Here is a 12,811-nt window from a genome sequence, read left to right as displayed (position 1 = left end):
TGTGGGAGGACGTAGATGGGTATCCAGGACACGCCCGAGGAGTGGCCGGTCACCGCGACCGAGACCCCTTTCACGGGCAACAAGACCAGCGTCCGCACCGACGACGTGGTGATGCCCGATGGCTCCGTCGTACGCCGCGACTACCAGGTCCACCCCGGATCGGTCGCCGTGCTCGCGCTGGACGACGCGGGCCGGGTCCTCGTACTGCGGCAGTACCGGCACCCCGTGCGGCACAAGCTCTGGGAGATCCCGGCCGGACTGCTCGACATCCCCGGTGAGAACCCGCTGCACGCGGCGCAGCGCGAGCTCTACGAGGAGGCGTACGTCAAGGCCGAGGACTGGCGGGTGCTGACCGACGTCTACACCACGCCCGGCGGCTGCGACGAAGCGGTACGGATCTTCCTCGCCCGGAATCTCTCCGAGGCCGACGGCGAGCGCTTCGAGGTCTCCGAGGAGGAGGCCGACATGGAGCTGGCCCGGGTGGAGCTCAAGGAGCTCGTGCGGGGGGTGCTCGCCGGGGAGCTGCACAACAACTGTCTGGTGGTGGGGGTCCTCTCGCTCGCGGCGGTGCTCGGCGGCGACGGGATCGACTCGCTGCGGCCGGCGGAGGCGCCATGGCCGGCCAGGCCGTTCGAGGTCTGAGGTCCCGTCGGTTCGTCGGCCGCGACGGTCAGTTGCGACGAACGGGGGTCCTTTGATCGGACAAAATGCTGATCCGATCGGGGGACCTCCCCGCCGCGCTCCACCCTGCTCGCACATCCGCCTGAACTACGCTCGGAACGCCCTGGCCGGAGTCCCGGCGGGCAACGCGTGCAGCGAAGTGGAGCGTGGCCCGTGACGGATCAGGCGGTGGACACCAGCGGCCCGGCAACGGCAGCGGGGACCGAGGGGCCGTCCGTCGCCGCCCCACGCCAATTCTTCGGCCGCGAACGCGAGTTGAAGGCACTGAAGGCCGACATCGAACGCGCCGGACTGGACACCCTGGCCGGTCGCAAAGCGGCCCGTGCCCGAGTCCTGCTGATCGCCGGACGCCCCGGCTCCGGGCGCACCGCACTCGCCGAGGAACTCACCCGCGTACTGCTGGACACCGGCGACTACCCCGACGGGCTGCTCCGGGCCCGGCTCACCGACCTCGGCGGCGCCCCTGTCCCCACCGAGCGCATCGCCCGCGACCTGCTCGACCAGCTGGAGGTCGCCGGCCCGCCCGGCGCGGACGGGGACGAACTGTCCCAGCTGGTCCGCGAGGCCCTCGTCGGCCGCCACGTCCTGCTGCTGCTCGACGACGCGGCCGACGCCGAACAGGTCGACCCGCTGCTGCCGGACAATCCGGACTGCCTGGTGGTCGCCACTGCCCAGGGCCCGCTCACCGGCATCCCCGGTGTCCGCCCCTGCACCATCGGCGGCCTCGATGCGGCCTCCGCGGTCCAGCTGCTGGCCGGCGCCATCGGCCAGGTCAGGATCACGGTGGACCCGCGGACCGCCGAGAGCCTCGCCGAGGAGTGCGGCGGACAGCCCGCCGCTCTGGTCATGATCGGCGGCTGGCTCGCCGCCCACCCCATGGCATCGGTCGCCGATGTCACCAAGCAGCTGCGCGAGCTGCCGGACGACGAGCAGCCCACCGGCGCCCGCCCGCTGGCCCGCGCCTTCCGGCTGGTCTACGAGTCCCTGCCGCAGACCGCGGGCCTGATACTGCGACTGCTCGCGCTCGCCCCCGCCGGGCTCGCCGACGCCCACACCGCGTCCGCGCTGGCCGGCTGCTCGGTCTCGGCCGCCCAGTCGACCCTCGACGACTTCGTCCGGCTGGGCCTGCTGCGTACCAATGGCGCGGAGCTGCCGCAGTACGAGGTGCCCGGCTGCCTAGCCCCGCTGCTCCGGGCGCTGCTCGCCGACCGGGACCGGCCGGCCGAGATCCAACTCGCCAGGGCCCGGATGCTGGAGCGGACCGTGCGCCAGCTCCAGTCCTGCCGGGCCATCACCGAACCGGATAGTTCCACGGCCCGTCGGAAGCTTGCCGGCCTGCCGAGCTCGCTGCGCTTTCCGCACCCCGAGGCGGCCGCCGCCTGGCTGCGGATCCGCCGGCCTGCCCTGCTCGCCTCCGCCCGGATCGCCGTCGAGGACGGTGAACTCGACACCCTGGCGCGAAGGCTGGTGGCCGCGCTGGTGCGGGCGCTGGCCGTGCACCAGGGCACCGAGGCCGCCGCATCCGATCTGTACGGACTGCACGGACTGGTCCTGGCCGTCGCCGAGCGGCGCGAGCTGCCCCGCGAACGGGCCGCCGCACTGCTCAATCTCGCCGATCTGGACGCCAGGACCGGCCGTACGCGGGAGGCGCTGGCCCGCTACCGGGCGGCGCTGGACGCCGGACGGACGGCGAAGGACCCGTACGCGACCGGCAGGGCGATGGAATCCGTAGGCGGCGCCTACGCCGAGCTGGGGGACTTCCACCGGGCCTCCGACTGGTACGGCCGGGCGCTCGCGCAGCGGCTCACCCATGGTGAGCTCGCCGACGAGGCGCGGCTGTACGGGCGGCTCGGCTCCGTCCACACCTACGCCGGGCGGTACGGCGAGGCGCTGCGGAACTGGCGGGCCGCGGCGGCCGGGTACCGCAGGCTCGGCGACCTGGCCGCCCAGGCGCGGGCGCTCAGCGAGGCCGCGCGGGTGCAGGAGTACGCGGGGCGGCCGCAGGAGTCGCTGCGCACCTGTCAGGAGGCCGTCGAGTGGGCTCGTCAGGCCAAGGACGTACGGCTGCAGGCCGCGCTGGAGCTCCGGCTGGCGGACACGCTCGACCGGCTCGGCGACCCGGCTGCGGCCCGGTTGCACCGCGGTACGGCGCAGAGACTGCTGGACAAGGAGGGGTCCACCTACGAAATCCGTAGTGTGCCCACTGAAAATTAATGCTTTGTAAGGCTAGACAGCGGGAAGCCCTTCATTAAACTGGCCCTGCCGCGTACGATCGCGGTGTCTCCATTTACACTGTGTGTATCCGGGTATGCACCTCTATGCCCGGAGAGCCCTCTGAGTCAAGGACCGTGATCGACGTGAAGGTCGGTATCCCCCGCGAAGTCAAGAACAACGAGTTCCGCGTGGCCATCACGCCCGCCGGTGTGCATGAGCTCGTCCGCAACGGCCACCAGGTCGTCGTCGAGCAGAACGCCGGTGCCGGGTCCTCGATCATGGACGAGGAGTACATCGCCGCGGGGGCGCAGATCCTTCCCACCGCCGACGAGGTCTGGGCCACCGCCGACCTGCTCCTGAAGGTCAAGGAGCCGGTTGCCGAGGAGTACCACCGCCTCCGCAAGGACCAGACGCTCTTCACCTACCTGCACCTCGCCGCCTCCCGCGAGTGCACGGACGCGCTGCTGGAGTCCGGCACCACGGCGATTGCGTACGAGACCGTCGAGACCGCGAACCGCGCGCTGCCGCTGCTCGCCCCGATGTCCGAGGTCGCGGGCCGGCTGGCCCCGCAGGTCGGTGCGTACCACCTGATGCGCTCGGTCGGCGGCCGCGGCGTACTGCCGGGCGGCGTCCCGGGTACCGCGCCCGCCGAGGCCGTCGTCATCGGTGGCGGCGTCTCCGGCTGGAACGCCACGCAGATCGCCGTCGGTCTCGGCTTCCATGTCACGCTGCTCGACAAGGACATCAACAAGCTGCGCGAGGCCGACAAGGTCTTCGGTACCAGGGTGAAGACGGTCGTCTCCAACGCCTTCGAGCTGGAGAGGGCGGTCATCGAGGCCGACCTCGTCATCGGTGCCGTGCTGATCCCCGGCGCGAAGGCCCCGAAGCTGGTCACCAACGAGCTCGTCGCCAAGATGAAGCCCGGAAGTGTACTTGTCGACATTGCAATCGATCAGGGCGGCTGCTTCGAGGACTCGCACCCGACGACGCACGCCGAGCCGACCTTCACGGTCCACAACTCGGTCTTCTACTGCGTCGCCAACATGCCGGGTGCGGTGCCGAACACCTCCACGTACGCGCTCACCAACGCCACGCTGCCGTACATCCTGGAGCTCGCCAACCGCGGCTGGACGGAGGCGCTTCGCCGCGACGCCGCGCTCGCCAAGGGCCTCAACACCCATGAGGGCCAGGTCGTTTACCGCGAGGTGGCGCAGGCGCACGGTCTGGAGCACGTCGAGCTGAGCACGCTTCTCGGCTGACGGGTCAACACCTTTCGTCAACCTCACGCGTCCGGCCGGACCTTGCCGAGCAAGGTCCGGCCGGACGCGTGTCGGGCCCCTGTGGGAGCATTGTCCAACTCGCCTCGAACGTAACCCTTTACCCGTTTCGTGCAGCGGTGAAATGTGCGCCGGAGTGACCTTGCGCCCTTGACAGAGGGGTGTTCGATTGCCGACACATCGGGCCGGGTCCGGCGGATTGTGTTGCTGCGAACCGGTGACACGCCATAGAGTCGCCAATCGTCGGCATGGTGTCACGCTGACCTATCGATAAGTTTCCTGGTCACGTCCAAGGAGGTAAGACGACTTGTGAATGAGTCGACATTTACTCCCGGGGGTGTTCAACCAGGGATGCCTGCACGGGGCCAGAGCCCGATCGGGCTGGAGGCTGTCGGCTCCGTCGCTGTCCGCACCTTCGCCACCCACCAGCACATGACGACAGCCCCCCAGATGATGGACGGCCTAAACGTGAACGCCATGGCCGGCAACGAGAGTGGCCGAGAGACCGCCCACTTCGCCGACTTCGACGAGGTGCCCCAGGGGCACTTCTACGACCCCGACGCCGAGTACGAGCCCGATCCGGAGTACGCGGCCACCCTCGCGCCCGACGCTGCCCGTCAGCGCCGCGAGCGGATCGGCCCGACCGGCCGGCCCCTGCCCTACTTCCCGATCCCGGGCCCGCTGACCGATCACGGTCCCGCGAAGATCATCGCGATGTGCAACCAGAAGGGTGGCGTCGGCAAGACCACGTCGACCATCAACCTCGGTGCCGCACTCGCGGAGTACGGACGCCGTGTCCTGCTCGTCGACTTCGACCCGCAGGGAGCCCTGTCGGTCGGTCTCGGCGTCAACCCGATGGAGCTCGACCTCACCGTCTACAACCTGCTCATGGAGCGGGGCATGGCGGCCGATGAGGTCCTCCTGAAGACCGCCGTGCCCAACATGGACCTCCTGCCGAGCAACATCGACCTGTCGGCCGCCGAAGTGCAGCTGGTCAGTGAGGTGGCCCGGGAGTCCACGCTGCAGCGCGCCCTGAGGCCGCTGATGGCCGACTACGACTACATCGTGATCGACTGTCAGCCCTCGCTGGGCCTGCTCACGGTGAACGCCCTGACGGCGGCTCACAAGGTGATAGTGCCGCTCGAGTGCGAGTTCTTCGCACTCCGTGGTGTGGCGCTGCTCACCGAGACCATCGAGAAGGTGCAGGAGCGGCTCAACCCGGAGCTGGAGCTCGACGGCATTCTCGCCACCATGTACGACTCCCGTACGGTGCACAGCCGCGAGGTCCTCGCGCGGGTCGTCGAGGCCTTCGACGAGCACGTCTACCACACGGTGATCGGGCGCACGGTGCGCTTCCCGGAGACCACGGTCGCCGGTGAGCCCATCACCACGTACGCCTCCAACTCGGTCGGTGCAGCCGCCTATCGCCAGCTCGCCAGGGAGGTGCTCGCCCGGTGTCACGCCGAGTGAGTCTGCCCGGGGCCGACGAACTGTTCCGCACCACCGGGGGGATGGGGCTGCAGTCCTCGTCCCCCGCGGACCGGCGGCGCAAGGCGAACGGCGAGGCGCGGGTGCCGGCTCCGGCCGGTGAGAGCGATTCCGCGGCGGACGGATCCGGGGCGTCCGGGAGCGCGACCGAGACCGGTCGAGCCGGGACCGTACCGTCCGGGGAGGAGCACTCGGCGGCGGACGCCGACGCGGGGGACTCCCGCAGCCGGGGCGGGGAGAACGACCGGGGGGCGGCCGCTCAGGCGGGCCGTCGGCCCCAGCCCTCGTCCGGGACACCGTCCGCCACGCAGCAGGAGGCCGTTCCGGCCGTCCAGCAGCAGCGCAGGCGCGGAGGCGGACGCGGGGCGAACCGGCGGCCCAGCGGCCGGGAACGCCACGACGAGAAGATCACCGTCTATGTCTCGGCCGAGGAACTGATGGACCTCGAACACGCGCGGCTCGTACTGCGCGGCGAGCACGGGCTCGCCGTCGACCGCGGGCGGATCGTCCGCGAGGCGGTCGCCGTCGTTCTCGCGGACCTGGAGTCGCGGGGCGACGCGAGCATCCTCGTACGGCGGCTGCGCGGCCGCTGACCGGTACGGCGGGCCGGTAGCCTGCCCGGGGGGCCGTCGCCGAGCGGCCCGGCCTCCGTACGGCCCACCGCCCGCCCGTATCCGCCGCCGCACCCTGGACCCCCATGCCGACGACCGACGAGCCCGCCCGCACGCCCCGGCGCCCCCTGGGGCGCGGTCCGGGGGACCGGCCTGCGCCGTCCGCGGCCGGGGCCGCGGTGGTGGAGGGCTCCGCAGGTGTGTCCCCCGCCCCGGCCCTCCCCGGCACCGTGGAGGCGTCCCCGGGCCCCTCGACCGCCGTCACGGAGGCCGCCGCGACGCCTGCGGCCCCCGCCGACACCGTCGGCCCTTCGGCCCCCGCTGAAACCGCCGCCTCCGGGGCCCCCGCCGACGACGGACGGTTCACCGTTCGGCTGGCCAACTTCGAGGGGCCGTTCGATCTTCTTCTGCAGCTCATCTCCAAGCACAAGCTCGATGTGACCGAGGTCGCCCTCTCCAAGGTCACCGACGAGTTCATGGTCCACATCCGGGCCATGGGGGTGGACTGGGATCTCGACCAGACCACCGAGTTCCTCGTGGTCGCCGCGACTCTGCTCGATCTCAAGGCCGCGCGGCTGCTGCCCACCGCCGAGGTGGAGGACGAGGCCGATCTCGCGCTGCTCGAAGCGCGGGACCTGCTCTTCGCGAGGCTCCTGCAGTACCGCGCGTACAAACGCATCGCGGAGATCTTCAGCGCCCGCCTGGAGTCCGAGGGGCGGCGCTTTCCCCGGACCGTGGGGCTGGAGCCGCACCATGCCGAGCTGCTGCCCGAGGTGGTGATCAGCATCGGCGCCGAGGGGTTCGCCCGGCTCGCCGTGAAAGCGATGCAGCCGAAGCCCAAGCCGCAGGTGTACGTCGATCACATCCACGCCCCGCTGGTCAGCGTGCGCGAGCAGGCCGAGATCGTCGTGGCGCGGCTGCGGGAAGCGGGGGAGATCACTTTCCGGGGGCTCACCGAGGACGCCCCGGACACCCTCACCGTCGTCGCCCGGTTCCTGGCGCTGCTGGAGCTGTACCGGGAGAAGGTCGTCACCCTCGACCAGGAGGAGGCGCTCGGCGAGCTCATGGTGCGCTGGGCCGGGGGAGAGGAGGCCGAGCCCGTGGTGACGGACGAGTTCGATCAAGAGGTGCAGGACATGGACGTACAAGAGGATGTGCAGGCATGAGCGAGCAGCGCCCCACCGGTGCGAGCACCGTCGCGGATCTTGAGCTCAAGCCCGCCCTGGAGGCCGTTCTCATGGTCGTCGACGAACCCGCCACCGAGGAACACCTCGCCAAGGTGCTGGAGCGGCCCCGGCGGGCCGTCGCCGACGCGCTGCGGGAGCTGGCCGACGAGTACACCGTGCAGCGCCGCGGTTTCGATCTCCGGCTGGTCGCGGGCGGCTGGCGCTTCTACACGCGCCCGGAGTACGCGGAGGCCGTCGAGGGCTTTGTGCTGGACGGCCAGCAGGCCCGGCTCACCCAGGCGGCTCTGGAGACCCTCGCGGTGGTCGCCTACCGCCAGCCGGTCAGCCGTTCACGCGTCTCCGCGGTGCGCGGTGTGAACTGTGACGGCGTGATGCGGACCCTCCTGCAGAGGGGCCTGGTCGAGGAAGCGGGCGCGGAACCCGAAACAGGTGCGATCCTGTACAGGACGACGAACTACTTTCTGGAGCGGATGGGCCTGCGTGGCCTGGATGAGCTCCCGGAGCTCGCGCCCTTCCTCCCCGAGGCGGACGCGATCGAGGCTGAGACGCTAGAGGGTGTGCCGTCGTTCGATCCGGACGCACCGGACACCCCGGATACTCACGCAGACGACAAGACGGAATTTTGATGCGAAGCAGTGGCAGGAACAGCGGAAGCGGCAGCGGCAAGAGCGGCGGCAACCGGAACCCCCGGGGTGGCGGCGCCGGGCGCGACGACAGGCAGGACAAGCGTCCCCGCCGGCCCCGCCCCGAGGAGCGCCGCTACGACGTGGGCGGCACCGGCGCCGGCGAGCAGAGCGGTGACGGCCCCCGCAAGGGCCGCGGCGCCACGGCCCGCGGTGGCGCCAAGGGCGGCCCGAAGCCCCCGCAGGGCGGCGCGCGGACCGGCGGCCCGCGGCGCGGACCGCAGGGCGCCCCGTCCCGCTCGCGCGAGCTCGACGCCAAGATCGAGCAGCGCAACCGGGACAGGTACGCGAACAAGCCCGACATCAAGACGCCCAAGACCCACCCCGGCGCCGAGCAGGAGGGCGAGCGTCTGCAGAAGGTCCTGGCCAGGGCCGGCATGGGCTCGCGCCGTGCGTGCGAGGAGCTGATCGAGCAGTCCCGCGTCGAGGTCAACGGCGAGATCGTCGTCGAGCAGGGCATGCGCGTCGATGTGCACAAGGACGAGATCAAGGTCGACGGCCTGACCGTCGCCGCCCAGTCGTATCTCTTCTTCGCGCTGAACAAGCCCGCAGGTGTCGTCTCCTCGATGGAGGACCCGGAGGGCCGCCAGTGCCTCGGCGACTACGTCACCAACCGTGAGACGCGGCTCTTCCACGTCGGCCGGCTGGACACCGAGACCGAGGGCATCATCCTGCTCACCAACCACGGCGAGCTGGCCCACCGGCTGACCCACCCGAAGTACGGCGTGAAGAAGACCTACCTGGCCGCCATCCAGGGACCGCTCCCGCGCGACCTGGGCAAGCAGCTCAAGGACGGCATCCAGCTGGAGGACGGGTACGCCCGCGCCGACCACTTCCGCGTCGTCGAGAACATCGGCAAGAACTACCTGGTCGAGGTGACCCTCCACGAGGGCCGCAAGCACATCGTCCGCCGGATGCTGGCCGAGGCCGGCTTCCCGGTCGAGCGACTGGTGCGGACGTCCTTCGGGCCGATCCCGCTGGGCGACCAGAAGTCCGGCTGGCTGCGCCGCCTCACCAACACCGAGGTGGGCATGCTGATGGGCGAGGTCGGTCTGTAGTCCACGTCCGGCGTCCGCTGTACGGCCCGCGGCCGGTTCCTGGTTTCGAATTTCGAACAGGAAACCGGCCGCGGGCCTTTTGCTGCCCCCGGATCGCCTTTATAGTCAGAATGACTATTAAGGAGGCGGGTGTGAGTCTCGCGGACATCCTCGATCCCCTGCAGCAACCCCTGGTGACAGTCCTGGGCACCCCGGTCAGCTGGACCGAGGTGCTCGGCTTCGGCAGCGGAGCGCTGTGCGTCTGGCTCGTGGCCCGCCAGCATCTCGCCAACTGGCCTATCGGCATCGCCAACAACCTCTTCTTCATCCTGCTGTTCACCCAGTCCGGTCTGTACGCCGACGCCGGCCTGCAGATCGTCTTCATCACCCTTGCCGCGTACGGCTGGTGGACCTGGACCCACGGGGGTGGACCAGGCTCCCCGGACCTGCCGGTGCGGAGCACCACCCGCACCGAATGGATCCGGCTGTGCGCGGCAGGGGTGTTGGGGACTGGCTCACTGACCGTTCTCCTCAGCCACGCCACCGACTCGACCGTGCCGTTCTGGGACGCCCTGACGACCGCGCTGTCCTTGGCTGCGACGTACGGGCAGTGCCGGAAGCTCGTCGAGTCGTGGTGGCTGTGGATCGCCGCCGATGTGGTGTACATCCCGCTGTACGCGTACAAGGAGCTCTATCTGACCTCCCTGCTGTACGCCGGCTTCCTGACGCTGTGCCTGGTCGGGCTGCGCAACTGGAAGCGCGATCTCTACGTCCCGCAGCGGGAGTTGGCGGAGGTGGCAGGGTGACGCGGTTCCGGCACGGGCTCGTGCTCGGCAAGTTCTATCCGCCGCACGCCGGGCATCACCACCTCGTCCGCACCGCCCAGGACCGCTGCGAGCGGCTGACCGTCCTGGTCTGCGCCGCCTCGGTCGAGTCCGTCCCCCTCGCCGACCGGGTGGCCTGGATGCGGGAGGTGCACCCGGACGTACGGGTCGTCGGCGCCGTCGACGACATCCCGATGGATCTCCATGACCCGGCGATCTGGGACGCCCATATGACTGTCTTCGAGGGAGCCGTCCCGGAGAAGGTCGACGCCGTCTTCACCTCGGAGCCGTACGGGAACGAACTGGCCCGCCGGTTCGGTGCCGAACCCGTCTGCGTCGACCCCGGCCGTACGGTCTTCCCGGTCTCCGGCACCGCCGTCCGCAAGGACCCGGTCGGCTGCTGGGACTTCCTCGAGCCGCCCGTACGGGCCGCGCTCACGCGCCGCATCGTCGTCCTCGGCGCCGAGTCCACCGGCACCACCACGATGGCCCGCGCCCTCGCCGACCACTACCGCCGGCGCGGTGGCGTCTGGGCGCAGACCCGGTATGTCGCCGAGTACGGGCGGGAGTTCAGCGAGCAGAAGCTGGCCGCGCTGCGCGCCGGGTGGCCCGGGGCCCAGTGGGAGGACGTCGCCTTCACCACCGACGACTTCCCGCTGATCGCCGCGACCCAGAACGCCAAGGAGGAGGCGGCCGCCCGGACCGGGTCCCCGGTGCTCTTCTGCGACACCGACTCCTTCGCCACCACCGTCTGGCACGAGCGGTACATCGGCGGCCGCAACCCGCGCGTCGAGGAGACCGCCGACCGGGTCGCCCACCACCTGTGGCTGCTCACCGACCACAAGGGCGTCGCCTTCGAGGACGACGGGCTGCGCGACGGTGAGGAGCTGCGGCCCTGGATGACCGACCGCTTCCGGGCCGAACTCATCCGTACGGGACGAGAGTTCATCGAGCTCACCGGACCCCGTCGGCAACGCCTGGACACCGCGGTCGCCGCCGTCGACGCCGTGCTCGCCGCGGGCTGGGACTTCGCCGCACCCCTCCCGGAGCGACGATGAGCACCGGCGCCCCCGAGGGCTACGACCCGCATGCTTTCGAACCGTTCGCGGTCACCGTCGACCTCGCCGTCTTCACCGTCCGCGACGGCCGGCTGCACGTCCTGCTCGTCGAACGCGGCGAGGACCCGTACAAGGGCCACTGGGCCCTGCCCGGCGGCTTCGTGCTGCCCCGTGAGTCCGCCGAGACTGCCGCCCGTCGGGAGCTCGCCGAGGAGACCGGGTTGACCGAGGCCACCGTGTCCGCCCTTCACCTGGAACAGTTGCGTACCTACAGCGATCCGGACCGCGACCCCAGGATGCGGGTCGTGTCCGTCGCGTACACCGCACTCGTTCCCGATCTGCCCGAGCCGCGCGGCGGCGGGGACGCGGCCAACGCCCGCTGGTGGGACGCCGGAGCCCTCGGCGCGCTCGCCTTCGACCACGACCGCATCCTCACCGATGCGCACGACCGGATCGGCGCCAAACTCGAGTACACCTGCCTGGCGACAGCCTTCTGCCCGGCCGAGTTCACCCTGGGCGAGCTCCAGCAGGTGTACGAGACGGTCTGGGGCGTCGAGCTCGACCGGCCCAACTTCCGGCGCAAGGTCCTCACCACGCCCGGCTTCGTCCAGGCCGTGGAGGGATCACCGCGCCGCACCGGCGGACGGGGGAAACCGGCCGCTCTGTACCGGGCGGGTGTCGCCACCGCCCTGCACCCTCCACTTCTGCGACCGGACGGACGAAGCGCATGATCGTGACCCGGACCATCACCAAACAGGCCGCCACCGGCGCACTGACGGGCCTCGCGCTCGGCGACGCGCTGGGCTTCCCGACCGAGTTCAACAACGTGCCGTCGATCCTCGCCAAGTGCGGGCCGTGGCGGCAGATGCGGCTGCCGAACCCCGCGTTCGTCAGCGACGACACCCAGATGACGCTGGCCCTCGCGCGGGGCATCCGCACCGCCATGGACCGCGGACTGCTCACCCCGCTGCGGCTGGTCCGGCCGGTACGTGAGGAGTTCGTCGACTGGTACCACTCGCCGGACAACAACCGCGCCCCCGGCCGCACCTGCATGAGCGCCTGCCGGCTGCTCGACAGCGACCGGCCCTGGCAGGAGGCCAGCCAGACCGGCTCCAAGGGCTGCGGCGCCAATATGCGGGTGGCGCCGGTCGGGCTCGTACCGGGACTGAGCGAGGAACAGCGCTCCGGTGCGGCGCAGTTGCAGGCCGCCCTCACGCACGGCCACCCCACGGCGCTCGCCGCCTCCGACCTGATGGCGCGCGCGGTGTACCTGCTGGCGCAGGGCGCGGAGCCGACGGGGCTGATCGGGCAGCTGCGTTCGTACGCGTACGAGAACAGCAGCCGCTACCCGACGCGCTGGCTCGGCGACCTGTGGCGGTACGCGGGCGACGACTCGGGCGAGAGCTACATCCAGCGCGGCTGGGACGAGTGCCTGACCGCACTGGCCCGTGTCCAGGACGCCCTGCGCGACCCGTCACCGGAGACCGACCCGTGCGAGGCGACCGGCGACGGCTGGATCGCCGAGGACGCTCTCGCCACGGCTCTGCACTGCTTCCTGCTCTTCCCCGACGAACCGGTCACCGCACTGCGCCGGGCCGCCTGCACCCGCGGTGACTCGGACTCCATCGGCTGCCTGACCGGGGCGCTGGCCGGGGCGCATCTGGGGGCCGGGGCGTGGCCCAAGGAGTGGTCGGAGCGGATCGAATACCGGAGCGATCTGCTCTCGCTGGGGGCGCTCTGGGACTCTTGAC

At 71.0% G+C, this 12,811-nt stretch carries 12 protein-coding genes; all 12 read left to right on the top strand.

All coding sequences use genetic code 11. The features are described 5' to 3' along the window. The first annotated feature begins 15 nt into the window (after window positions 1-15). The 12 genes from ABZV38_RS23190 (at window position 16) to ABZV38_RS23135 (ending at window position 12,810) form a co-directional block, all read left to right on the top strand. The gene (locus tag ABZV38_RS23190; protein WP_356329778.1) at window positions 16-642 is read left to right on the top strand and encodes an NUDIX hydrolase; all 627 of its coding nucleotides are present in this window, start codon (window positions 16-18) and stop codon (window positions 640-642) included. A 192-nt stretch (window positions 643-834) separates the two neighbouring features. Further along, complete coding sequence (locus ABZV38_RS23185; protein WP_356329776.1) at window positions 835-2,895, top strand: tetratricopeptide repeat protein; 2,061 nt, start codon at window positions 835-837, stop codon at window positions 2,893-2,895. 143 nt (window positions 2,896-3,038) lie between these two features. Next, entirely contained in the window at window positions 3,039-4,154 is a 1,116-nt protein-coding gene (gene ald, locus ABZV38_RS23180) for an alanine dehydrogenase (protein WP_356329812.1), read from the top strand. Window positions 4,155-4,523: 369 nt separating this feature from the next. Next, the gene (locus ABZV38_RS23175) at window positions 4,524-5,642 is read left to right on the top strand and encodes a ParA family protein (RefSeq protein WP_356329774.1); all 1,119 of its coding nucleotides are present in this window, start codon (window positions 4,524-4,526) and stop codon (window positions 5,640-5,642) included. Beyond that, entirely contained in the window at window positions 5,639-6,253 is a 615-nt protein-coding gene (locus ABZV38_RS23170; RefSeq protein ID WP_356329811.1) for a hypothetical protein, read from the top strand. Before ABZV38_RS23175 ends, ABZV38_RS23170 begins: the two co-directional genes overlap by 4 nt. 104 nt (window positions 6,254-6,357) lie before the next feature. Then, window positions 6,358-7,437, top strand: a complete 1,080-nt coding sequence (locus tag ABZV38_RS23165; RefSeq protein WP_356329771.1) for a segregation/condensation protein A — start codon at window positions 6,358-6,360, stop codon at window positions 7,435-7,437. After that, entirely contained in the window at window positions 7,434-8,084 is a 651-nt protein-coding gene (gene scpB, locus ABZV38_RS23160) for an SMC-Scp complex subunit ScpB (protein WP_030977295.1), read from the top strand. Before ABZV38_RS23165 ends, scpB begins: the two co-directional genes overlap by 4 nt. Then, the gene (locus ABZV38_RS23155) at window positions 8,084-9,199 is read left to right on the top strand and encodes a pseudouridine synthase (RefSeq protein WP_356329769.1); all 1,116 of its coding nucleotides are present in this window, start codon (window positions 8,084-8,086) and stop codon (window positions 9,197-9,199) included. Before scpB ends, ABZV38_RS23155 begins: the two co-directional genes overlap by 1 nt. A gap of 131 nt (window positions 9,200-9,330) precedes the next feature. Then, on the top strand, window positions 9,331-9,984 hold the full coding sequence (pnuC, locus tag ABZV38_RS23150; protein WP_356329767.1) for a nicotinamide riboside transporter PnuC: 654 nt from the start codon (window positions 9,331-9,333) through the stop codon (window positions 9,982-9,984). Beyond that, entirely contained in the window at window positions 9,981-11,060 is a 1,080-nt protein-coding gene (locus tag ABZV38_RS23145) for an AAA family ATPase (RefSeq protein ID WP_356329766.1), read from the top strand. The genes pnuC and ABZV38_RS23145 overlap by 4 nt, the downstream gene beginning before the upstream one ends. Beyond that, entirely contained in the window at window positions 11,057-11,791 is a 735-nt protein-coding gene (locus ABZV38_RS23140; protein WP_356329764.1) for an NUDIX domain-containing protein, read from the top strand. The genes ABZV38_RS23145 and ABZV38_RS23140 overlap by 4 nt, the downstream gene beginning before the upstream one ends. Continuing rightward, window positions 11,788-12,810, top strand: a complete 1,023-nt coding sequence (locus ABZV38_RS23135) for an ADP-ribosylglycohydrolase family protein (RefSeq protein ID WP_356329763.1) — start codon at window positions 11,788-11,790, stop codon at window positions 12,808-12,810. The genes ABZV38_RS23140 and ABZV38_RS23135 overlap by 4 nt, the downstream gene beginning before the upstream one ends. The last annotated feature ends 1 nt before the right edge of the window (window position 12,811 follow it).

The sequence above is a fragment of the Streptomyces sp. NPDC005181 genome, assembly GCF_040608395.1.
Classification (GTDB): domain Bacteria; phylum Actinomycetota; class Actinomycetes; order Streptomycetales; family Streptomycetaceae; genus Streptomyces.
Note: the sequence above shows the minus strand (reverse complement) of the source record. Positions and strands in the feature narration are given on the sequence as shown.